Annotated in this window: 25 protein-coding genes and 1 pseudogene; all 26 read left to right on the top strand. The window is 48.5% G+C overall.

The genetic code is table 11. The features are described from left to right. The first annotated feature begins 8 nt into the window (after nucleotides 1-8). Nucleotides 9-1,322: a folylpolyglutamate synthase/dihydrofolate synthase family protein gene (locus V1224_12160; GenBank protein WWR15220.1), complete on the top strand. Its 1,314-nt coding sequence runs from the start codon at nucleotides 9-11 to the stop codon at nucleotides 1,320-1,322. Then, nucleotides 1,309-1,452, top strand: a complete 144-nt coding sequence (locus tag V1224_12155) for a hypothetical protein (protein WWR15219.1) — start codon at nucleotides 1,309-1,311, stop codon at nucleotides 1,450-1,452. Before V1224_12160 ends, V1224_12155 begins: the two co-directional genes overlap by 14 nt. Before the next feature lie 22 nt (nucleotides 1,453-1,474). After that, nucleotides 1,475-2,902, top strand: a complete 1,428-nt coding sequence (locus V1224_12150) for a tetratricopeptide repeat protein (GenBank protein WWR15218.1) — start codon at nucleotides 1,475-1,477, stop codon at nucleotides 2,900-2,902. A gap of 103 nt (nucleotides 2,903-3,005) precedes the next feature. Beyond that, nucleotides 3,006-3,323 (top strand): anti-sigma factor antagonist, encoded by a 318-nt coding sequence (locus V1224_12145; protein ID WWR15217.1) that lies wholly within the window; start codon nucleotides 3,006-3,008, stop codon nucleotides 3,321-3,323. A 4-nt stretch (nucleotides 3,324-3,327) separates the two neighbouring features. Beyond that, entirely contained in the window at nucleotides 3,328-3,777 is a 450-nt protein-coding gene (gene spoIIAB, locus V1224_12140; GenBank protein WWR17481.1) for an anti-sigma F factor, read from the top strand. A gap of 3 nt (nucleotides 3,778-3,780) precedes the next feature. Then, complete coding sequence (locus V1224_12135; GenBank protein ID WWR15216.1) at nucleotides 3,781-4,497, top strand: SigF/SigG family RNA polymerase sporulation sigma factor; 717 nt, start codon at nucleotides 3,781-3,783, stop codon at nucleotides 4,495-4,497. Nucleotides 4,498-4,557: 60 nt separating this feature from the next. After that, entirely contained in the window at nucleotides 4,558-5,169 is a 612-nt protein-coding gene (locus tag V1224_12130; protein WWR15215.1) for a histidine phosphatase family protein, read from the top strand. Between the two features lie 130 nt (nucleotides 5,170-5,299). Further along, nucleotides 5,300-5,929, top strand: a complete 630-nt coding sequence (locus tag V1224_12125; GenBank protein WWR15214.1) for a stage V sporulation protein AA — start codon at nucleotides 5,300-5,302, stop codon at nucleotides 5,927-5,929. Beyond that, complete coding sequence (locus tag V1224_12120; protein WWR15213.1) at nucleotides 5,919-6,362, top strand: stage V sporulation protein AB; 444 nt, start codon at nucleotides 5,919-5,921, stop codon at nucleotides 6,360-6,362. Before V1224_12125 ends, V1224_12120 begins: the two co-directional genes overlap by 11 nt. Nucleotides 6,363-6,367: 5 nt before the next feature. Next, nucleotides 6,368-6,826, top strand: coding sequence for a SpoVA/SpoVAEb family sporulation membrane protein (locus V1224_12115; protein WWR15212.1), 459 nt, complete (start codon nucleotides 6,368-6,370; stop codon nucleotides 6,824-6,826). A 131-nt stretch (nucleotides 6,827-6,957) separates the two neighbouring features. Beyond that, nucleotides 6,958-7,824: a DUF362 domain-containing protein gene (locus V1224_12110; GenBank protein WWR15211.1), complete on the top strand. Its 867-nt coding sequence runs from the start codon at nucleotides 6,958-6,960 to the stop codon at nucleotides 7,822-7,824. Between the two features lie 240 nt (nucleotides 7,825-8,064). Beyond that, nucleotides 8,065-8,781, top strand: coding sequence for a LytTR family DNA-binding domain-containing protein (locus V1224_12105; protein ID WWR15210.1), 717 nt, complete (start codon nucleotides 8,065-8,067; stop codon nucleotides 8,779-8,781). 1 nt (nucleotide 8,782) lies between these two features. Continuing rightward, nucleotides 8,783-10,114 (top strand): annotated as a pseudogene (locus V1224_12100) (ATP-binding protein). Between the two features lie 138 nt (nucleotides 10,115-10,252). Continuing rightward, nucleotides 10,253-10,414 carry a cyclic lactone autoinducer peptide gene (locus tag V1224_12095; GenBank protein ID WWR15209.1) on the top strand — a complete coding sequence of 54 codons (162 nt, stop codon included), beginning with the start codon at nucleotides 10,253-10,255 and terminating at the stop codon, nucleotides 10,412-10,414. Between the two features lie 5 nt (nucleotides 10,415-10,419). Then, nucleotides 10,420-10,992: an accessory gene regulator B family protein gene (locus V1224_12090; GenBank protein ID WWR15208.1), complete on the top strand. Its 573-nt coding sequence runs from the start codon at nucleotides 10,420-10,422 to the stop codon at nucleotides 10,990-10,992. Nucleotides 10,993-11,062: 70 nt separating this feature from the next. Next, nucleotides 11,063-11,938 carry a metallophosphoesterase gene (locus V1224_12085; protein ID WWR15207.1) on the top strand — a complete coding sequence of 292 codons (876 nt, stop codon included), beginning with the start codon at nucleotides 11,063-11,065 and terminating at the stop codon, nucleotides 11,936-11,938. 100 nt (nucleotides 11,939-12,038) lie between these two features. Then, nucleotides 12,039-13,325, top strand: a complete 1,287-nt coding sequence (locus V1224_12080) for an alpha/beta fold hydrolase (GenBank protein WWR17480.1) — start codon at nucleotides 12,039-12,041, stop codon at nucleotides 13,323-13,325. Between the two features lie 140 nt (nucleotides 13,326-13,465). Continuing rightward, nucleotides 13,466-13,699: a hypothetical protein gene (locus V1224_12075; GenBank protein ID WWR15206.1), complete on the top strand. Its 234-nt coding sequence runs from the start codon at nucleotides 13,466-13,468 to the stop codon at nucleotides 13,697-13,699. Between the two features lie 2 nt (nucleotides 13,700-13,701). Next, nucleotides 13,702-14,076 carry a RidA family protein gene (locus V1224_12070; protein WWR15205.1) on the top strand — a complete coding sequence of 125 codons (375 nt, stop codon included), beginning with the start codon at nucleotides 13,702-13,704 and terminating at the stop codon, nucleotides 14,074-14,076. An 18-nt stretch (nucleotides 14,077-14,094) separates the two neighbouring features. After that, the gene (locus V1224_12065; protein WWR15204.1) at nucleotides 14,095-15,003 is read left to right on the top strand and encodes a DMT family transporter; all 909 of its coding nucleotides are present in this window, start codon (nucleotides 14,095-14,097) and stop codon (nucleotides 15,001-15,003) included. Nucleotides 15,004-15,107: 104 nt separating this feature from the next. Beyond that, a complete protein-coding gene (locus tag V1224_12060; protein ID WWR15203.1) occupies nucleotides 15,108-15,464 on the top strand; it encodes a SpoVA/SpoVAEb family sporulation membrane protein in 357 nt (118 codons plus the stop codon). 129 nt (nucleotides 15,465-15,593) lie between these two features. Further along, a complete protein-coding gene (locus tag V1224_12055) occupies nucleotides 15,594-16,499 on the top strand; it encodes a phosphatidylglycerol lysyltransferase domain-containing protein (protein ID WWR17479.1) in 906 nt (301 codons plus the stop codon). An 83-nt stretch (nucleotides 16,500-16,582) separates the two neighbouring features. Further along, a complete protein-coding gene (locus tag V1224_12050; GenBank protein WWR15202.1) occupies nucleotides 16,583-17,632 on the top strand; it encodes a stage V sporulation protein AD in 1,050 nt (349 codons plus the stop codon). Nucleotides 17,633-17,724: 92 nt separating this feature from the next. Then, entirely contained in the window at nucleotides 17,725-18,168 is a 444-nt protein-coding gene (locus V1224_12045) for a hypothetical protein (protein WWR15201.1), read from the top strand. A 52-nt stretch (nucleotides 18,169-18,220) separates the two neighbouring features. After that, nucleotides 18,221-19,762: a transglutaminase domain-containing protein gene (locus V1224_12040; GenBank protein WWR15200.1), complete on the top strand. Its 1,542-nt coding sequence runs from the start codon at nucleotides 18,221-18,223 to the stop codon at nucleotides 19,760-19,762. A 585-nt stretch (nucleotides 19,763-20,347) separates the two neighbouring features. After that, on the top strand, nucleotides 20,348-21,694 hold the full coding sequence (locus V1224_12035; GenBank protein ID WWR15199.1) for a LysM domain-containing protein: 1,347 nt from the start codon (nucleotides 20,348-20,350) through the stop codon (nucleotides 21,692-21,694). Nucleotides 21,695-21,771 lie beyond the last annotated feature (77 nt).

Genomic DNA, 21,771 nt, shown 5'->3' with positions numbered 1-21,771 from the left:
TAGCAGATATGGTCTATGAGGAAGCAGAGTCGTATCTTTTGACAGTTCCGAGATTTGCAAAAAAAAATACTTTGGAGGATACAAAGGCATTTTTACATTGTCTGGGAGATCCCGGCAGAGAAAAAACTGTGATTCATATTGCAGGCACAAACGGTAAAGGTTCCGTTTGTGCCTATTTGTCATCCGTCCTGCGAAGAGCCGGGTACCGGACAGGGATGTTTACCTCACCGCATCTGACGACGATGCGGGAGCGGGTGCGGATCAGCGGCGAGCCTGTCAGCGAAAAAGATTTTATAAAATACTTTGAACTTGTAAAAAATAAATTAGAGCAGGGAATTCCCGGGAAGGACGATTATCGTCCCACCTTCTTTGAGATGTTGTTTTTTATGGCGATGCTCTGTTTTGAGGAAGAAAATGTGCAGGTCATTCTGCTGGAGACAGGGCTCGGGGGACGGCTGGATGCGACAAATTGTGTCGACAGAAAAGATGTCTGTATCATCACAGAGATTGGCCTTGATCATATGGAATATCTCGGAGGTACGATCGCTGAAATTGCAGGGGAAAAAGCCGGTATCCTGCGAAAAGGGGTGCCTGTCGTCTATGCGGATCACAGGCAGGAGGCCTCCGAAGTGATCAGACAGAAGGCGGAAATGCTTGACTGTCCTGCGTTTTCGGTGTCGAAACGGGACGTACGAAATTTGGAGTTTCGTAAAAATTTCATTGATTTTTCTTTTGATACTCGTTATTATGGATATATTAGGTGTCTGCTTGCCACCTGTGCACCTTATCAGGTGGAGAACGCTGTGTTGGCGCTGCGTGCGCTCGACGTTCTTTCGGACCGGCTTCCGGTCAGTTCGGAGGCGCTCACGGAAGGAATGCGCGAAATGCGGTGGGAAGGCAGGATGGAAGAGATCTGCGCAGGTGTGTATCTTGACGGTGCGCATAATATAGATGGTATTTGTGGATTGCTTGATGCTGTCGGCCGGGATGGTTGTACCGGGGAACGTTTTCTGCTGTTTTCCGCCGTAGAGGATAAGCAGTATCGTCAGATGATCGGGCTGTTGACAGCCGGCAGGCTGTTTGATCAGGTTTTTGTGACAGAGATCAGGAATGTAAGGGGTCTTACCGCTGAGGTTTTGTCGCAGGCATTTCGGGCTGCGGGAGCAGAGCACGTCACTGTATATCCGGAGGCGGACCGTGCACTGGAAGAGCTGCTTGACAGAAAGCGGCCGGAAGACAGAGCATATATTGCAGGTTCTCTTTATCTGGCTGGAGAGATAAAGGAAGCTGTTAAAAAGAGGGAACAGAATGATCGATTTTGAGGAAGAATTAAAGAAATTCCATCCCAGTCTGGAGATAGAGGATGCGGTCGACGCTATTTATAATCAGGATGTCACAGATGTAGCGGACGTCCTGGTGGGAATGATGAAAGAAGTAAAAGAAGAAGACTGAATATAGAGAATAGAGGTACTGCATGATCTGTTATAATTGCGGTTGCCGGTTATCGGAAAAAGATTTCTGTACGGGCTGCGGGGCAGATGTGGCTCTTTACAAGAAGATCATTTATACATCTAATTTTTTCTATAATGAAGGATTAGAGAAAGCAAGTGTGCGGGACCTGTCCGGTGCGGTTACCAGTTTGCGTCAAAGTTTAAAATTTAATAAGAACAATGTGGAAGCCAGAAATCTTCTTGGACTTGTATATTTTGAGATGGGGGAAGTCGTCAAGGGATTAAGCGAATGGGTGATCAGTAAAAATCTGCGTGCCAAGAAAAATATCGCAGACGACTATATTGATATGATCCAGGAAAATCCCAGCCGTCTGGAGACGATCAACCAGACGATCAAGAAGTATAATCTGGCGCTCGGATACTGCCAGCAGGACAGTCTTGATCTGGCAGTCATACAGTTAAAAAAGGTGTTGTCGTTAAATCCCAAATTTGTCAGAGCGCATCAGCTTCTGGCACTTTTATATATGAGAGAAGAAGAGTGGGAGAAGGCAAAACGGGAATTAGACAAGTGCAGCCGGATCGATGTCGGCAACACGACGACCCGGCGGTACAGCAAAGAAGTGGATGCCATGCTGGGCATGTCCGACAATCCGAAAATAGGAGCGAAGTCAGGAACAAAGAAAAAGAACAAAAATATTCCGGATGATGTGGTCATGTATCAGAGCGGCAATGAGACGATCATTCAACCGCTCAACAACAGGGATAACAAAAGTGTCTCGACGGTACTGAACATCGGTATCGGGATTGCCATCGGGGTGGCCGTGGCCTGCTTTCTGATCTTGCCGGCGCGGATAAATTCCTCGAACACTGCGGCCCAGAACGAGCTGCGGACAGTCAGCGAACAACTGGATAAAAAGACAAGTACGATCGAGGAAATGCAGCAGCAGGCGCAGCAACTGACGGAAGAAAACGAGAGACTGAAGCAGGATCTTGAAAATTATGTCGGCAATGACGGAACGATGGATGTTGTAGACGGGCTGCTGCGTGCGGTTCGTATCTATATGGACAGCCCAAATGACATTGAGAAAGTCGGCGAGGCATTGGAGATGATCGACACAGAGGCGGCTTCCCAGGTGGAATCTGAGAACTTCCAGTCTCTGTACCGGATACTCATCACCCAGGCAGGACCATCCATCGCCGAATCCTATTATAAATCAGCGATGGATTCCTACCAGAAAGAAATGTATGAGGAAGCGATCAGGGATTTCCTGAAAGCGGCGGAATTTGACCCGGAAAACGGAGACGTCCTCTATAATCTGGGCAATGCTTACCGCCAGAACGGGGACAATGACGAGGCGATTGAGACTTATACATTTGTGGTAGAGAAGTTTCCGGGTACGGAAAAAGCCAGAAAGTCGCGTAATTATTTAAATGAATTAAATGCAGGATAAGACCGGAGACGGATAAAAAACGAAAGAAGACATGACCCTTGTCAGGGGGCCGTGTCTTTTTTGGCGCTATAGGACATCGAGTGACAATACAGAGGGAAGGAGTATGGCAGATATGGAAGAGAGATTTCATATGATCGAAGATTATCTGATGATACGGATGCCGGAAGAGATCGATCATCATCAGGCGGCGGCCCTGAGTGAAAAGGCAGACCAGTACATTATGGGAAAGCCGGTCAAGCATATTGTCTTTGATTTCGAAGATACCCGGTTTATGGACAGTTCCGGTGTGGGTGTTGTTGTAGGACGCTATAAAAAGATTTCCTGTTTTGGCGGCAAAGTTTACGCAGTCAATGCGGACAGGCAGATCAGTCGGATCATACAGTTGTCAGGCCTGAAAAAGGTCCTGAATGTGATTGAGTAGGAGGATACGGATGAATAACGAAGTGAAATTGGAATTTGACGCGATCTCTGAGAACGAAGCCTTTGCCAGAGTGGCGGTGGCCTCATTGATCACTGCGCTCAACCCCACGATGGAGGAGATCGCAGATGTAAAGACGGCGGTCTCCGAGGCGGTGACGAATGCGATCATTCACGGGTACGAGGGCGGCAAAGGCAAGGTGACGCTGCACTGCATTCTGCGGGATGATCGATTACATATTGAAGTGCAGGATAAGGGGAAGGGAATTGAGAATGTAGAGAAAGCAATGGAGCCTCTTTACACGACAAAGCCGGAGATGGATCGCTCCGGTATGGGATTTTCCTTCATGGAAGCCTTTATGGATGAGTTGAAAGTGGAATCCACACCGGGAGAGGGAACGCTTGTCATCATGGAGAAACAGATTCCGGGAAAACCTTATGAGCAGGACGGGGAATAGCCTATGGAAGAGACTACAGTACTGCTGACACAGGCACAGGCCGGAGACAGAGAAGCGAGAGAAGTACTGGTAGAGAAAAATCTGGGATTGGTACACCATATCGTCAAGCGGTTTCTCGGCAGAGGTTACGACGCGGAGGACCTGTTTCAGATCGGCAGCATTGGACTGATGAAAGCGATCGACAAGTTCGACCTCTCTTATGATGTAAAGTTTTCCACTTACGCGGTGCCGATGATTGCCGGAGAAATCAAGCGCTTTCTCCGGGACGATGGTATGGTAAAGGTGTCCCGCACGCTGAAGGAAAACGGGTTTAAGATCAGACAGGCATCGGAACAGGTATCGAAACAGCTTGGGAGAGAAGCCACATTGCTGGAGATCAGTGAGATCACAGGTATTTCCACGGAGGATATTGTGATGGCGATGGAGGCAAACGTGGAAGTGGAGTCGATCTATAAGTCGGTCTATCAGAGCGACGGCAACGAGATCTATATGGTGGACAGGCTGCCGTCGGGCAAAGATGAGAACGAACGGGTGCTGAATCATATGTTATTGGAGCAGTTGTTCTCCGAGCTGACGGAGGATGAAAAGAGACTGATCGGGCTGCGTTACTTTGAAGACAAGACGCAGGTGGAGGTAGCCAGACAGCTCGGTATCAGTCAGGTGCAGGTCAGTCGCCTGGAAAAGAGGATTCTGCTGCGAATGCGCGGACTTGCCAAATGAGCGAAAAATCAGTAGAATATATTGAAACCCAAATAAAGAAAATACGGATGAGGAAACGACATGAAAATATATCTGATCAGACATGGAGAGACAGACTGGAATAAAGCCGGGAAACTGCAGGGGAGCGCGGACATTCCGCTGAATGAGTATGGGGTGGAACTGGCGCAGATCACATCGGAACAGATGAAAGACATTCCGTTGGAGATCATCTATTCCAGCCCCCTGAACCGGGCGCATACGACGGCGCAGATTATGAGACGAGGCAGAGAGATCCCGATCATTGTCGATGAGCGTCTGCGGGAGATGGATTTCGGCATGTATGAGGGAATGATCGTCAGAGATGCAGGCAAAAGTGAAGATCATCCACTGCATGACTTTATCAGCCATCCGGAGAAGTACCGGCCCCTGGAGGGGGAGGAATTTTCCGGGGTCATCTCCCGGGCGCACAGTTTTATCGACGAAGTGCTCTGCCCGCTGCAGGATAACTATGAGCACGTTATGCTGGCGGTGCATGGAGCGTTTATCCGCTGTTTCCTGCGCTGTGTGGAAGAGCGTCCCCTGTCTGAGTTCTGGAGCGGCATTCCCCAGAAAAACTGTGCGGTGACGACGATCGAGTTGAAAGATGACCGGCTGCGGATACTGGAAGAGGGAAAATTGTATTATGAAATATGATATTCCGGAGTGGAGTGGAAGAATGGCTGGTCAGTGAGGGAATGGAGGTTAAATTCTTTAAAAACGAATATTTGTATAAAAATCAAGCATACTAATCTGCAAAACGATGAGGCAAAGAGAAGCAGGATGTATGGAAAATAAAGTAGTATATATCAAACCAAAACGGAATGCAGAAGTGCAGAATGAGGAAGTGTTTCTGAAAGACATTGCCTCCGTCACATGCGTGGACGAGCATTTGCTGGCAAAGACAAAGGCGATAAAGCTCTGCCAGTTCCGCGAGGGCGGAGAAAAGAGGATGGTAATCAGCAGTCTGAAGCTGATCGAGCAGATCCAGGCGCTGGAGAAGGGTGTCACCGTAGAAAATGTCGGTGAGCTGGATACCCTCGTCAAGCTCGTGAAAACGCCTGATAAAAAAGGGTTTCTTGTATGGGTCAAAGTGCTCTTTGTGGCACTGATCAGTTTTTTTGGCACAGCTTTTACGATCATGGCTTTTCACAATGACATTGGCATCCGCGATGTTTTCAGCGGTTTGTATCAACAGATTATGGGACAGAGCTCCAATGGCTTTACGACACTGGAGGTCACTTATTCGATTGGGCTTGCGCTGGGCATCACCCTGTTTTTTAATCATATCGGCGGCAGAAGGATTACAGCTGACCCGACCCCGATCGAGGTTGAGATGCGGGTCTACGAGAAGGATGTGGATGATACCCTGATTGAGACGGCAGACCGGGAGGGAAAGACGATCGATGCTTCTTAACAGAATATTTTTAGGCGTGCTCGGATGCAGTTTTGGCCTGATGACGGCAGGCGGAGTGTTCACCGTGCTTTTGGCAGTGGGGTTGATTCCCCGGTTCGCGGGAAAGACACATACCGGACGGCGAGTTATGTTCTATGAGACGATGGTCATATTGGGAACGATGGCAGGAGATATTCTGAGCGTATTTGAGCTTTCCTTGCCGCTTGGGGCGGTGGCGGGTCAGATATTCCTGGCCTGTTATGGTGGGTTCGCAGGCGTTTTTGTAGGAAGCCTTGCCATGGCGATTGCTGAGATGCTGGACAGCATTCCCATCTTTTCCAGACGGATAGGCTTCCGACATGGCCTCGGTATCGCGGTGACGGCTGTGGCTCTTGGAAAGATGGCCGGCTCTCTGTATTACTTTAGCGAGAAGATATTTCTATTCGGAGGTTGACAGATATGGAAGAAGAAAAGAAGAAACAATATCAGCAATATGTGAAGCAAATGACACCGACACACAATCTGTGGATTCTGATGCTGAAAGCCTTTGTGACAGGCGGCATCATCTGTGTGATCGGACAGGCAATCCTCAATTATTGTACGGGAAGCCTGGGCATGGACAAACAGACGGCGGGGAGCTGGTGCTCTCTTATCCTGGTATTGTGCAGTGTCATTCTCACCGGATTTAATATTTACCCGCAGATCACGAAGTGGGGAGGCGCAGGGGCGCTTGTGCCGATCACCGGGTTTGCCAATTCCGTGGCGGCGCCGGCCATTGAATTTAAGAAAGAGGGACAGGTCTTTGGTATCGGCTGTAAAATATTCACGATCGCCGGGCCTGTGATTCTGTACGGCATTTTTACAAGCTGGCTTTTGGGGCTTGGGTATTGGATTGGGAAATACGCCGGGATTTTGTAGGGAAATACCGGAGAGCACACTATTTTCGGGGAAAAAAGAATATACAAGATTTCCGGGATATGGTAAAGTGGTAGTATATATTTCTTAAAGGCAGGCTTATGGAGTTGTTTTGGAGACAGGAGGAGTCAGTCATGAAATCCAAAGTATATTTTACCAGTACAATAGAGCCGGGAATGTTAGTGGAATTATACAAACAGGTTGGCCGGGAATTGTCCGGAAAGGTGGCGGTCAAACTGCATTCCGGGGAGGAAGGGAATCAGAATTTCCTCAAACCGGAGATGTTCCGACCGATTGTCGATTATGTAAACGGCACGGTCGTAGAGTGTAATACCGCCTACGAGGGGTCCAGGAACACGACCGAGAGGCATATGCAGACAATGGAAAAGCATGGGTGGAGCAAATACTTCACGGTGGATCTGCTCGATTCGCAGGGACCTGATCTGGAACTCTCCATTCCCCGGGGCCGACAGATCCGCAAAAATTTTGTGGGAAAAAATATTGTCAATTATGACTCTATGCTCGTGCTCTCCCATTTTAAAGGACATCCGATGGGCGGATACGGCGGTGCGCTGAAGCAGCTCTCCATCGGTGTGGCGTCTTCCTATGGCAAGGGATATATCCATGGTGTGGGCGATCCGAAAGATTTCTGGACGTCGGATCATGACGCTTTTCTGGAATCGATGGCCGATGCGGCATTATCGGTTGTGGAGTATTTCAAAGGAAATATCGTCTACATCAATGTGATGAAAAATATGTCGGTAGACTGTGACTGCTGTGCGGTGGCGGAAGATCCCTGTATGGCTGATATTGGTATTTTGGCATCTCTGGATCCGATCGCTATCGATCAGGCGTGTCTCGATCTTGTATATGGCTCTGACGATCCGGGACGGGATCATCTGGTGGAACGGATCGAGTCCCAAAACGGTGTTCATACGATTGAGGCGGCAGCGGCGCTTGGCTATGGCAGCCGTGAATATGAATTGATTACAGTGGAATAACAGGAAATCAGAAGGGAAGAGGTAAAAAAGAGTTCTTGTTTAACAGGGATTATGACGGGGCGGTGTGATTACACCGCTCTGTTTTTTTTGGTAGTCTGCATGCGTACAGGGAAATTCTAAAATTTACAAGACAGTGCGCTAATAGAAATTGACGGATATGTTATAATACGATACACTCAAAAATCCAACCGCAGTGTCTGCTGCGCTGCGTGTTCCATACACCGGAGGGGTGAACTACATATGATAAAAGTCGGTATCTGCGATGACAGGATGGAAGAAGTCCGGGAACTGAGGGCTATGTTGCAGAAGGTTACCGAGAGAATGGGATTAAACCTGGAGATCTGTGAATTTGACGATGGGGAGGAATTGCTACAGGATATACGTACTTACGGACACCTGGATATTTTATTTCTTGATATTGAAATGGAGGGAAAGAACGGAATAGAAACTGCAAAGATCATCAGAGAGACAGATTTCCATACGATTTTGATCTTTGTTTCTGCTTATGACCAGTATTGCAGACAGATGATAGAGGTACAGCCTTTTGCTTTCCTGAGAAAGCCTGTGATGGAAGAAGATCTGGAAACGCTGATGCAAAAGATACTGCGTGCCCTGTCCGCACAGAATGAAAGATTTTTATTCTCTTGTCAGAGACATAGATACAGTGTTCCGCTGCATCAGATCATGTATTTTGAAAGCATCGGCAGACAGATCTGTATCCATTGCAAAGATGAAAAGTATTGCTTTTATGGAAAATTAAATGCAGTGGAGAAGGAGATGGCACAGTCACAGATCAAATTTGCCAGAGTTCAGGTTTCTTATCTGGTAAATCTGGGCTATGTCAAGGAATGGGAATTTGACAGGATTGTCATGGATGACGGTACGGAGATTTTCATCAGCAAGAAATACAGAAAAGAGATGAAGCTGCATTATATGGAGATATTGGAGAGTAAGTAGTATGGAAGAGATATGGATCATCACACTCGTACTGGGAGTAATCGAGCTGTTCCTTATGATCGTACAGCGTATTTTTGCTGAGAAAGCATTGAATTCCAGAGGCAGAAAACCTGTCTGCGAATTTACAGCATGGGCCGCTCATTTTATCATTTTTAATTTTGTAACTTATGTGCTCAGTAATAATCCACTGCTTAATCTTTTTGTATTTTGGGTCACTTTTCTTATGGTACTGATCTATTTATATAAAGATAAATTGCGTTACTGTATTTATGTGACAATATTTATCTATGTAACAGCAGTATGTTCAGAAGTATTGTCTTATTATCTGCAGTTGGCGACGAGTCGCTATATCCCGGGAGTGATGGGTGGTACTGAGCAACTGTTGATTGGTTCCATTATCTCAAAATTAATATGCTTTTTGTTGATTAGAGTGTTCGTATTGTTTGTGGGACCGAACAGAGTGAGAGGCATTGGTGTGCTGGATCTGCTGGAGGCCGGTTTCGTACCGATGGGCAGCATCCTGATTATATTTATATTGATCCCGCCGGAAACTGTCTATCCGATACGGGAAAAGTCGATCAACAAACCGGGCTGGATAGGGGCGGCGATTCTGCTCGTCATTAATATCGTCACTTATTACCTTTACGAGAAAGGCAAGAAGGCGACGGAAAAGCGTATGCGGGAGGAGGCTTTGAAAGAGCAGTGCAATTATTATATGCGTCAATGCGAGGAGAGCAAGGCGCTGTGGATGGAGCTCAGCAAATTCCGGCATGACATCAAGCAGGAATACATGTACTTACAGATTTTACTGAAGGGAGGCAAATATCGGGAACTGGAGAGCTATTATGAGCAGAATCTTCAATTTCTGACGACAAAGAAAAGTGTGGCTTCCAGTGGCAACATATATTTTGACAGTATCCTGAACTATAAGGCCGAGATCGCGGAGCGCGATGGCATCGTATTCCGTCTGGAGCTGGACGTGCCGCACGACTGTATTGTCGACGGCGAAGAGATCAGCATCTGTCTCGGCAATCTTTTGGACAATGCCATCGAAGCGACGAAGGAGGTGGACAAAGGCAACCGGCGGATCTCTGTGAGGATCAAAGTGTAGAGTCACAATCTGTATCTGGAGATCCGCAATCCCTATCACAGTTCAAGAAATAAAAAGGGCGACAACTATATGACGACGAAATCCGATGTTCATTTGCATGGCTGGGGCTTGCAGATTATCCGCGATATTGTGGAGCGTCATAACGGCGAGCTGGAAATCAGCGACCGGGACAATGAGTTCTGCATCAAAGTGCTTCTGTATCAGGCAGTGGAATACGAGTGACGTTCTCTGCCTGTCCGATTGGCAAAGACAAAAATGACGGCATAGCGGGTCAATTATGACAACCGGTGGGGCGGCGCGGCAATATATACTATAATGAAAAGCATCCGAAAATAAGGAAAATACAAAGGAGGAATGGAAATGAGAATCAAATTGAGTAACTTATTGGCAAAATATGGGAGCTGTGCGCTGGCCCTTGCGCTGACCGCACTGGTGACAGAAGTTGCCAGCAGAGGATGCTATTATATTCAGTATCAGCCGGAAGAGCCAAAGAACTTAAAGAAATTTTCCCGCAATAAGTAACCGGAATGAGAAAGTTCGGACAAAAGCTTATTTGTTTTATGGAGACCAATGGGGCCATATCAAGAGAAGACAGAGACATATATGAATATGCGCTGAAGAGTGCGTGGATTCTTGGGATCAATATTATTACCAGTCTTATCATAGGATTTGTATTGCGGTCGCCGTGGTACTGTATCCTGCTTTTGCTCTCGATCATACCGCTTCGCTCCGACGCAGGAGGGTATCATGCCTCAACGGCATGGGGCTGCTATCTGCTGTCGTGTGCGGGTCTGATCGCGGTGTTGCTGTGGGTAAAGGCGGAGATTCCTTATCAGGAGACAGTCACGGCCTGCATGGCAGTTTTGTCTTATATTCTCATTTTCCGTTATGCACCACTGGAAGCGGAAAATAAGCCGCTGGACGAGAGGGAAAAGAGAGTGATAGGGAAACGGGCGAGGAAGATCGCAACAATCGAGACGGCAGTCGGATTTGTCTGTTTCCTGATCGATAAAAAAGCTGCCTGCACAATGTTGTCTGCAGTCATATGGTGCGCCGCCGGTTATATCGGCTGGTTTTGGGAAAAGAGGCAGAGCAGATAGGGATGTGAGATTTTCACATCCCTTATTATAATTACAATAACTTGATAAGATACAAATGAGGGTATATAATATGAAAATATTACATATATGTGATTTACAGATCGGAATAGCGTCCGGGAAGGAAAGAACAAAAGAGGAAATCGAAGACAGAAAGTGTTATTTCCGTGAGCTGGCAGTGAGACTGAGAAATATCGTGCAATGGGATGAGATCGATTATATATTCGTGACAGGAGACATCACCTATTCGGCGTCCCGGGAAGAATATGAGAGGGTGGCGGTCTGGCTTGGAAGGATTGCAGACATCTGCAAGGTGCCGCTGCGCAGGTTCTATCTGTGTCCGGGCGATCATGATATGGACAGAGACGAGGGGAGCTTCCGGTCGTATGAGGCTTTTTGCCGGAAACTGGGAACGGCATCATACAGGCTGTCAGGCAAACAGAATTATCTGTCGGGGATCGCATCCACTTCTGATCTGAATGTGATCTGTCTGAATACGCCGTCGCTTGCGCAGAGCGATCTTTCAGCAGGCGAATTTACGGAGCGGATAAAACGTGAGCGAAGATTTGGAAATGGGCTGCCGACAATTATGATCATGCACCATTCCTGTCTTTGTCCGGATCTGTATGCTCTTGCGGATATGGTGCTGACGGGACACAGGAACGAGGCGGTGGACGGGTACAGATTCCGGGACGATACCTATATCTGCAGCAACGGAGCAATCTGTCGGGATGGCCGTTATTATCATAATTTTCACATATATGAAATCGGAGATCATAGTGAAGGAGGAATGGATTGTGTCCGCACAGTCTATGAATATAACGGGATCGGCTGGCGAAGACAATCCGCAGATATAAAAATTGCGATCACTGAGAAAAGAGAAACAAGGAGAGACAAGCCCCTGCAGTACAGCTTCAGCGTCCTATGGTGGACGAGGCTGGAGTTATAGCCTGGGACATATTATAAAAACCTGTCTGATCTTTGCGGCGGCAAACAGTTATGCGGTCAGCAGACAGGCAGCACTGTACATGGAGAGCGTACAGGGAGAGATGGACAAAAGCAGATGGGAGCGCATCGCCATATTTGTGTGGGTGCTGATTCTGCTTTTGTTCGCCGTACTTCAGTTGATACCATCCATACGAAATCGTAAATTACAGACAAAGCGGCTGCGCATATGCGGGGACGGATGTGAGCTGCTTCGTCTTTTTTTGCTGTCCGCAGCGTGTTCCATCGTATATTCGCTGCTGGGATTTTGGGGATTGTTTCAAACAGGCTCGCTATTGGAGGAACCGTTTCTGTGGCTGATCAATACGGCAGTCTGCATTGCGGCGGAGGCAGTCGTATTCTGGAACGGCATTATCCGCATCTATGTGACCTCACAGCAGTTAGGCGTCAAATGGCGTGTGATCGGCGGACTGTGCGGTATGATTCCGGTTGTAAACCTGTTTGTGCTGTCGGTGCTGATCCGCACGGCGGAGAAAGAGATCGCGTTTGAAGACAGGAAGATCTTACTGGATAAGGAAAGAGAAACAGAGCGGATCTGTGCGACCAAATATCCGATTCTGATGGTGCATGGCGTGTTTTTCCGGGACTTTCGGTATTTTAATTATTGGGGCAGGGTGCCGAAAGCGCTGGAACAAAACGGCGCCGTTATCCACTATGGGAATCATCAATCGGCGTCTTCCGTCGTTGAATGCGGGGAAGAGCTGGCCGCCCGTATCCGGCAGATCACACAGGAGAGCGGTTGTGAGAAGGTGAATATTATCGCCCATTCCAAAGGCGGGCTTGACTGCCGTTATGCCATTGCCAGATGCGGGGTTGCGGATCAGGTGGCATCTCTGACTACGGTGAGCACACCTCACCGAGGCTGCGAGTTTGCGGATTATCTGCTGACGAAGATTCCGCACCGGCAGCAGCAGATGGCCGCCGATATGTACAATGCCGCGTTGAGGAAACTGGGCGAGGAAAAGCCGGACTTTATGGCGGCTGTCTATGATCTGACAGCGCAGGCCTGTCAGGTGAGAAACGATCAGGTCAGGGACATGCCCGGCGTCTATTATCAGAGCGTTGGCTCCAGGATGACAAAAGCAGTCAGCGGCAGGTTCCCTCTGAATTTTTCCTATCATATGGTGAAATATTTCGATGGTGGCAATGATGGTCTGGTTGGAGAGGCATCCTTTCCATGGGGTTCCTCGTATCAGCTTCTTGACTGCTGTGGAAATCGCGGCATTTCCCACGGGGATATGATCGATCTAAACAGGGAAAATATTGAGGGCTTTGACGTGCGGGAGTTTTATGTACAGCTTGTGCACGGGTTGAAGGAAAAAGGATTTTAAATTCTGACTCTCTGATCCAATGGGGTAAGAGTAAAAAGCAGAAACCATTTGCCCTGATGCGGGAAACGGGTTATAATGGTAGTCACGGAAGAAAGACAGGCGGCTGTATACATGCAGGACCGAAGGGATTGTTGTAGACGATGCGGGAAATGGAATTTAAAATGGAGCGGCAGGGGGTGCTGCAGGAGGGAGATATAGTGAAGGTGACGGAAGGGGTGCTGCCCGGCAGTTATTACTACACGATTGACCCCTCGCTTGCGATGTCAGGAAATTTTCCCTTTCGGGAGAGACTGTCCACCAGAGCGGGGACAGTGATGAAGATAGAAGAGACAGAACGGGGATTTTATGTCAAGGTAGCATTTGAGGAGGAATAATCATGAAAAAAATCAGTACAGAGAAGGCGCCGGCAGCGATCGGACCATATTCGCAGGGGATGATTGCGGGAGAGTTTCTGTTTGCATCAGGACAGATTCCGATCGATCCCGCCACGGGAGAGATCTCTGGCACAACGATCGAGGAACAGGCGCAGCAGGCGATCAGAAATGTGGGAGCGATTCTTGCCGAGGCAGGCGCAGATTTTACCAAGGTCGTCAAGACGACTTGTTTTCTGGCGGATATGGCTGATTTTACTGCATTCAACCGTGTCTACGAGACTTATTTTACGGAGAAGCCGGCGAGAAGCTGTGTCGCCGTGAAAGAGCTTCCGAAGCAGGTACTCTGTGAGGTGGAGGTGATTGCCTGGCTCGGTTAAACCGGCCGGGGAAGACAGATGAAAAAAGGTACAATGAAAAATTCTCTGTTGCTGTTGCTCACTGCCTCTATCTGGGGCGTGGCATTTGTGGCGCAGAGTGTGGGAATGGATTATGTCGGGCCCTTTACGTTTAATGCGGTCCGGTTTCTTTTGGGCGGAACGGTGCTTCTGCCTTTCCTTATGTTGAGGTCCGCAGGGAAATATAAGGGAGAGACAAAGGCGGAGAGAGCGGCCAGATACCGGGTTACGCTGATCGGCGGTATCTGCTGCGGGATAGCGCTCAGTTCGGCGAGCCTGCTGCAGCAGATGGGAATCCAGCGCACGACGGTCGCCAAGGCAGGGTTTATTACAGCTCTGTATATTATTATCGTGCCGATCCTTGGTCTTTTTTTTCGCAAGTCGGTGCGAAAGCTCATTTGGGTCAGTGTAGCGCTGGCGATAGCCGGTATGTATCTGCTCTGTATAAAGGAATCATTCTCGGTAAATACCGGTGATTTTTTTGTATTTCTGTGTGCGCTTGTGTTTTCCGTACATATTTTGGTGATCGATTATTTCTCGCCGAAAGCAGATGGTGTGGCATTGTCGTGCATTCAATTTTATACGAGCAGTGTTATTTGCGGGATCGGCATGACTTTGCTGGAGACGCCCTCTTTTGAGGCGATATGCAGTGGATGGATGCCGATCCTGTATGCGGGTATCTTATCGTGCGGTGTGGCCTACACACTGCAGATCATCGGACAGAAAGGGATGGATCCCACGGTCGCCTCGCTGATTCTGAGTCTGGAATCAGTGATTTCGCTGATTGCAGGCTGGGCCTTGCTGGGACAGGCACTTTCACCGAGAGAAATCGGCGGCTGTGTCCTGGTCTTTATCGCCATCATAATGGCACAGCTGCCAGAAAGGAAGCCGTCAGATTCAAAAGCATAGACTCTTTCTTTTTCAAAATTGCGATTCACATAATTTTTTATGATCGTAGTAATACTAAATAACAAATTGGTGGATTTTATTTTGAAAACAGAAGGAGAAAACGGATGGACTATGTAAATGCGTTCTGGGTGGGCGGACTGATCTGTGCGCTCGTACAGATTTTAATGGAAAAGACAAAAATGATGCCGGGCAGGATTATGGTGACGCTTGTCTGCCTCGGAGCGGCAATCAGTTTTCTGGGCTGGTATGAGCCATTCCAGGAATATGCCGGCGCCGGCGCCAGCGTGCCTCTGCTTGGTTTTGGCAATACGCTGATGAAAGGGGTCAGGGAGGCGGTAGACAAAGAGGGACTTCTCGGGCTGTTTATGGGCGGATTCAAGGCTGGCGCGGTAGGAACGAGCGCCGCCCTGATCTTTTCCTACCTGGCCAGCCTTGTCTTTAACCCGAAGATGAAAAAGTAGCAGGAACTCAGAAAATTCCGATAAGAATTGACAAGTGATAAGAATTGAGAGATCAGATTCGGAGAATAAAAAAATATGCTGCTCATCCGGATCAGGGAATGAGATACAAAAGAAAGAAAAAGAGAGGATATTATGGAGTTTAACTGGAAGAAGATCGAGCTTTCCGACAAGGAACTCATACAGGGATATTATATAAGGGAAGGATCAGGGAACTGTGAGGCAACGTTTGCCAACAATTTCCTGTGGGCGCCTCATTATAGAACACGGTACGCGGTCATTGAGGAGATGCTTGTATTTTTATCCGATGAAGAAGAATATTTTTCCGTCAGTTTCCCGATCGGAGAAGGCGATCTGAAACGGACGCTCGACCTGTTGATGGCTTATTTTGAGGAAAAAGGCCGGACATTTAAAATGCACCTTGTGTCTCCGGCGCAGTTCGAGCGGCTGGACGGACTCTATCCGGGCAGATTTCAGGTAGAGTATAACAGAGACCAGGCCGATTACGTCTATGAGTCGGAGAAACTGATCACGCTGTCAGGCAAGAAGCTGCACGGCAAACGGAATCATATCAATAAATTTAAGGAGCTGCACCCTGACTGGAGTTATGAGAGCATTACCGATGAGAACACGCCGGAATGTCTGGAGATGGCGCAGCAGTGGCGTGTTCTCAACGGCTGTGATGAAGATGAAGCGAAACAGGCAGAATTCTGTGTGACTTTAAATGCGCTGAAAATGCGGGAGGAGCTTTCCTTAAAAGGCGGCCTGATTCGTGCGGAGGGCAGAGTCATCGCCTTTACACTTGGCGAGCCGGGCAATGAGGATACGTTTATCGTCCATATTGAAAAGGCATACGCGGATATTCAGGGGGCGTACCCGATGATCAACCAACAGTTCGTGGAGCATGAAGGGGCTGCCTACCGATATATCAACCGGGAGGAGGACACCGGTGCAGAAGGACTGCGCAAGGCGAAGCTGTCCTATTATCCGGTGATGATGCTGGAAAAGGGAGTCGTCACATTGAAATCAAACGCATAATCCTTTCTCTGACAGGAAATCCTATCATAAAAAAATATCGCAGCATATGAGGAACGAGAGCGTTATTTTGGGAAAGGGATGGGATGATGGCAGCACAGCAAAGCGGAAAACAGAAGGGAAAGAGAAGAGGAAAGCAGAGCGTGGCCTATGAGCGCCCGGTCTATATCAATGCCAGCGCGTCGATCGCGGGCAAGAAAGAGGGCGAAGGACCGCTGGCGGAGCTGATCGATATGATCGGCGAGGACGATCTGTTTGGGTGTAATACATGGGAAGAAGCGGAGAGCAGCCTGCAAAAGGACGCGGTCTATCTGGCAATGGGCAAGGCGGAGCTGGACAGCAAAGAAATTCAGTATCTCTTTGCGGGTGACTTGCTTGGTCAATCAATAGCCACTTCGTTTGGAATTATGACATACGAGATACCTCTGTTCGGGCTGTATGGTGCCTGCTCCACCTGCGGAGAGTCGCTGAGCCTTGGTTCTATGGCGATTGACGGAGGATTTGCGCAAAATGTCATCTGTGTCACTTCCAGTCATTTTGCGAGTGCGGAAAAAGAATTCCGCAACCCGCTTGAGTATGGCAGTCAGAGGCCGCTGTCGGCAACATGGACTGTGACGGGAAGCGGCGCCTTTGTACTGGGCAGAGAGCCGGGAAAACATGTGCGGGCCGCGATCACAGGCATCACGACAGGTAAGATTGTCGACTACGGGCTGAAAGACTCCATGAACATGGGGTGTTGTATGGCGCCTGCGGCCTGCAATGTGATCTACCAGAATTTTATTGACTTCGGACGACAGCCTTCGGACTATGATAAAATCATTACCGGTGATCTGGGGTCGATCGGACAGCGGGCGCTCATTGACCTGGTGGCAGAAAAGGGGTATGATATATCTGATACGCATATGGACTGTGGTATGCAGATTTATGATCCCCAGACGCAGGATACACATGCGGGCGGTTCCGGATGCGGCTGTGCGGCCGTTACGCTCTCTTCCTTTATTTTAAAGCAGATCGAGGAAAAGAAGTGGAAGCGGGTATTGTTTATCCCTACCGGCGCCCTGCTGAGCAAGACGAGTTTTAACGAGGGAAAGACAGTTCCCGGCATTGCACATGGGGTCGTGATAGAGAGTGTATAGCGATGATTATCTCACCTGTTTTTCTACATCAGTTTCATGAAAAGGCCGAGCGCATCCTCCGCAGACGGGGGAATCTGAACCCTTCTGCACCTGTGCTGGAGATGACAGTTGTGCTCGATCACAATATATGTGCGCAGGAACTGCGTCAATATGTCCCTGCGCTCCTTGGCGCTTTGAAGCGTGGCAGCGAATTATTCCGCAATGTCCGTCTGAATGTGACGGACTGGTGGGACGATGAGCGGATCGAAAATCAGGTGAGACCGATGCTGGCAGTTATGTGTGCTGGATTTTATGAGTATGACACGCCTCAGGTTTCGGAAAAAACGGAGAAGACAGAGAGACAGACGGCAAAGAGAATAGAGATCTTGTATCAATATCTGAAGTTTTATCATGCCAGATCCAAGCTGATCGTACTAATCACAGACGGCTGCTGCCGGACGGAGGACGAACAGGCCAGACAGGAAGCGCTGAAACCTTTTCTTGGCAGGAAACTGATGCGGATCATTGTAGGGGAAAAGGGAATGGAGCTGATCTAGTTCGTTCCCTTCTTGCAGTCTATACTATGAGCATAACGGGAGGAGACGAAGGATGAAGTGGATCAGACGATTTTTGCAGTTGATATTATGTTTGGCGATGCTCTTCATGGGGCTTCTGATCTTATGCGCATGGAAGCCGGAAGTGACCGACATGATTGCATCCTGGCTGTATCCTGACAGACTGGAAGGGGATCTGGCAGATGCCGGAGGCGGCCCGCCCGGGGCTGCAGAGGAGAATGCACAGACAGCGGAAGCGGAGAATTCCGATGTCAGTGACGATAATGCGCCGCGGCGGACCTCATCAGTTGCAGGAGAGGGTGTGGACGGAGACAGTCCGCAGACTGTCGTTTCCACACAGGAAGCCGGGGAAGAAGCTGTCGTTTACATACCGCCGGCAGAGTCGGAGATCACCGTGCCCGAAGAAGTGGCAGGCAGAAACGGTTATCAGGAGATCGAAGGCAGCGACAGTGAGGTTGAAGACACCGAGGCGGAGGAACTTTCGGAGAGTCTCGATGTGGGAGAGACCGGCGACGGTATCACTTTTGATCCGCTGTTTTATCCCTATTATGCGATGCTCGATGAAAAGGGACAGCATATTTACAGACAGATCTATGCCAATGCGAATGTGCTCAATCCGTCTTTCGCCCCGGTGGAGCCAGTTACGGCGCAGCAGCTCCGCGATATTATATCCGCCGTCTATTATGATCATCCGGAGCTTTTCTGGGTCGATACGGCCTACGCCTGCAAGCGCAGGGCCAACGGACAATGTGTGGAGATTGATCTGCAGTTTAACCGCACGGCAAAAAATCTGGCGGCGGAGAACTCGGCCTTTGAGGCTTCAGCGGCGGAGATCCTTTCCGGTGCGGAGAGCTTTGCGAGCGATTATGATAAAGAGCGGTATGTCCATGACGCGCTGATGAAAAGCATCGAATATGTGACGAGCTCGGAAATCAATCAGAGCGCATACAGCGCGCTTGTAAACGGCAGGACAGTATGTGCGGGCTATGCCAGAGCATTTCAATATCTGATGCAGCAACTGGGGATTCCGTGTTATTACTGTGTCGGATATGCGGGTGAGAATCATGCCTGGAACATTATAAAGCTGGATGACGGATATTATAACGTAGATGTCACCTGGGATGACACAGGAGATGGCACTTATGATTACTTTAATAAGACGGATGGCGACTATGCTGACACGCATGTCAGACAGGAAAAGTCTGTCAATCTGCCTCCCTGCAACGGAAAAAAATATCGGACTGCCGGTGTGAGTACCGGAGAAGAAGGGCTGCGCAGCAGTGCGGATGCAGGATTCCCGGATGAGGCTATCCTGCACAGTATGTCGCAATATTATGACGAGTGCTATGGTGAAATATTGCGCAGAGGATACGGCAATTATGAGTTCAGCAAGGTGCTGGAGGGGGAAGAACTGTATGCGGAATGGGAAGAGGCATATGATTCGGAACAGTACAAGCAGGAATATATGATAGAAGCTATGCGGAGTATCGGCGCAAAATCGTGTAAACTTGATTTGAAAATTGAGAAACTGCAACAGGACAGATACCTGATCACACATTCGCTGCAGCTTCACTGACAAGCGTGTTTGACTTTGTGTTAAGTACAGAAGGGCAATTACCGGACAGCCTGGTTCGGAATTGCTCTTTTATTCTGCCTATATCATCGAAAAGACAGGATATATGTCGAAATATGTCGAAAAATTACATAAATCTGGTAAAACAAGAAAAAATTGTAAAAACTTATTATTTTTTATAAAAATATGTTGACAAATAAATATTACGTGCTATAATTAAGTCATACAAAAGAGAAACATTCACATAGATAAAATCTAATGAAAAGGAGGTACGGACCACCGAAAACGTAAGTAAAGAAACATAAGACGAAAGCAGAAGCACTTAAGAAAAGGATCATTCGTCAGGAGTACAGAAAGAAAAAGTCCGGTACAGTTACATAAGAACCTCACGGCCGTACAAAAGTACAAAAGATAATATTGGAAAGAGACGGGTGGAACAGAATAGGGAGGTACAATCCATTGGATAGCGAGTACTAAAAGAAGGTGTGTTTTGATTGAAAGCATACCTTCTTTTATTGTATACTTAGATTGACAGACGGTATCTGTCTGCAGGATCGTCAGAGGGGTTAATATTGAGGGGATAAAAGTATGAGCAAAAGAGGGACGATGATCGCGGCTCTGTTTTTGGTGATCGGCATCTTGTGGCTGGCGGCGGTTCCCAGTGTCATTTCAGAAAATGCGGAACTGTTTGACTCGGTGTTTTCAGAGGCTGAAACGGCAGAGACAGAGGAACTGCATTTTGCACCGATCACTGTGGAAGACGATGGCCGGGAGACGTGGAAAAAGAAGTGGGGAGAAGAAGCGCAGCAGCAGTCTGGCGTTTCGATCTATGATTCTCTTTTGCAGGAGCAGTATCTGCGGCAGGAGGACGGCAGCATTCTGCGGGAAACGGTCCATACGATGCACCTGAATAATGTGTGGTTTTCCGTGGCCGGAGAGGGTACAAGGGCTTTTGGCTATCCTGTCTTTACCACAGAGCTTTTTGCCGATGGGGAATGGGAAGCGAAAGAGGAATGGCACGACAGAGACGTTACTTCCCGGTGTTATGAGGCGGCGTTCAATGAAGGTATGGAGCAGACAAGGCAGTTGATCAAAGAAGGGTATCTTCAGGAATTTTTGGAGGTCTATCTGAAACAGTATCCGGAGATCGAGCCGGAGCAGAGAATGTGGACGCTCAGCTTTATTGACGGCGGGCATACCGACAGGGAAATGGATGACGTAAGCTGGTGGGAGCTCAGCTACAGACTGTCGACGACAGTGGAGAACGGAGAGATCGTCACTGTCGGCTGGCTGGATATACATAAAACAGTCAAAGCCGGAGACTTTGCCTTTCTTGACGATGCGGATTACAGTATGTATCCGGACGGGAGAGGCATCTGGAGGCTGCTGGAGGAGGCTGCCACTGACAAAGGAGTGGTATGGATTGATCAGATGCCGGGAGAGGACTTTTCCGATGAACAGGCAGTGCGAGAGTTTGTCGAACGTCAGGGAGCAGGATTTCTGTTGCCACCGGGCGCGGATGAGGATGTGAAGTGGGTCTGCCAGCCGGCGGAAAATTATTGGTATGATTATCTGGTCTGGCATGGATATACGGCAGATTATGAACTGACATTGGCTATTCCGATTATGCCGGAGGACAGCGGAGGATGGTATATGGCTTCGCGGATCAGGAAAGAAGCCCTGGAGAAGGAAGAGTGTGCGCATGTACTGTCTGCGATGATGCAGACATTGCGGACAGAGCCTTATACTTATACGATCAAAGAGGGAGATACACTGACAAAGATTTCCCGGAAGTACATGCCGGGGAATCTACCCGATTCTGTGAGGGCCATGGAACAGCTCAATGAGATTTCTGATCCGGATCTGATTTATCCGCATCAGCAGATCATTCTGCCGGAGCGCAGTACAGGGAAAGACTGGAAAGCGCCGCAGTAGTAGTTTATTTTACGAATACGATTTGGGATTCGGTATGGCAGCAGGCTTCTGACAACCGGGTCCGATGAGAGGAAAAC

It is taken from the genome of Lachnospiraceae bacterium JLR.KK008, assembly GCA_037015955.1.
Taxonomy (GTDB): domain Bacteria; phylum Bacillota; class Clostridia; order Lachnospirales; family Lachnospiraceae; genus VSOB01.
Note: the sequence above shows the minus strand (reverse complement) of the source record. Positions and strands in the feature narration are given on the sequence as shown.

Coding starts and splice junctions, on each gene's coding strand:
- V1224_12160 (WWR15220.1), top strand. CDS start 9: ATGGTCTATGAGGAAGCAGAGTCGTATCTTTTGACAGTTCCGAGATTT.
- V1224_12155 (WWR15219.1), top strand. CDS start 1,309: ATGATCGATTTTGAGGAAGAATTAAAGAAATTCCATCCCAGTCTGGAG.
- V1224_12150 (WWR15218.1), top strand. CDS start 1,475: ATGATCTGTTATAATTGCGGTTGCCGGTTATCGGAAAAAGATTTCTGT.
- V1224_12145 (WWR15217.1), top strand. CDS start 3,006: ATGGCAGATATGGAAGAGAGATTTCATATGATCGAAGATTATCTGATG.
- V1224_12135 (WWR15216.1), top strand. CDS start 3,781: ATGGAAGAGACTACAGTACTGCTGACACAGGCACAGGCCGGAGACAGA.
- V1224_12130 (WWR15215.1), top strand. CDS start 4,558: ATGAAAATATATCTGATCAGACATGGAGAGACAGACTGGAATAAAGCC.
- V1224_12125 (WWR15214.1), top strand. CDS start 5,300: ATGGAAAATAAAGTAGTATATATCAAACCAAAACGGAATGCAGAAGTG.
- V1224_12120 (WWR15213.1), top strand. CDS start 5,919: ATGCTTCTTAACAGAATATTTTTAGGCGTGCTCGGATGCAGTTTTGGC.
- V1224_12115 (WWR15212.1), top strand. CDS start 6,368: ATGGAAGAAGAAAAGAAGAAACAATATCAGCAATATGTGAAGCAAATG.
- V1224_12110 (WWR15211.1), top strand. CDS start 6,958: ATGAAATCCAAAGTATATTTTACCAGTACAATAGAGCCGGGAATGTTA.
- V1224_12105 (WWR15210.1), top strand. CDS start 8,065: ATGATAAAAGTCGGTATCTGCGATGACAGGATGGAAGAAGTCCGGGAA.
- V1224_12095 (WWR15209.1), top strand. CDS start 10,253: ATGAGAATCAAATTGAGTAACTTATTGGCAAAATATGGGAGCTGTGCG.
- V1224_12090 (WWR15208.1), top strand. CDS start 10,420: ATGAGAAAGTTCGGACAAAAGCTTATTTGTTTTATGGAGACCAATGGG.
- V1224_12085 (WWR15207.1), top strand. CDS start 11,063: ATGAAAATATTACATATATGTGATTTACAGATCGGAATAGCGTCCGGG.
- V1224_12080 (WWR17480.1), top strand. CDS start 12,039: ATGGACAAAAGCAGATGGGAGCGCATCGCCATATTTGTGTGGGTGCTG.
- V1224_12075 (WWR15206.1), top strand. CDS start 13,466: ATGCGGGAAATGGAATTTAAAATGGAGCGGCAGGGGGTGCTGCAGGAG.
- V1224_12070 (WWR15205.1), top strand. CDS start 13,702: ATGAAAAAAATCAGTACAGAGAAGGCGCCGGCAGCGATCGGACCATAT.
- V1224_12065 (WWR15204.1), top strand. CDS start 14,095: ATGAAAAAAGGTACAATGAAAAATTCTCTGTTGCTGTTGCTCACTGCC.
- V1224_12060 (WWR15203.1), top strand. CDS start 15,108: ATGGACTATGTAAATGCGTTCTGGGTGGGCGGACTGATCTGTGCGCTC.
- V1224_12050 (WWR15202.1), top strand. CDS start 16,583: ATGATGGCAGCACAGCAAAGCGGAAAACAGAAGGGAAAGAGAAGAGGA.
- V1224_12040 (WWR15200.1), top strand. CDS start 18,221: ATGAAGTGGATCAGACGATTTTTGCAGTTGATATTATGTTTGGCGATG.
- V1224_12035 (WWR15199.1), top strand. CDS start 20,348: ATGAGCAAAAGAGGGACGATGATCGCGGCTCTGTTTTTGGTGATCGGC.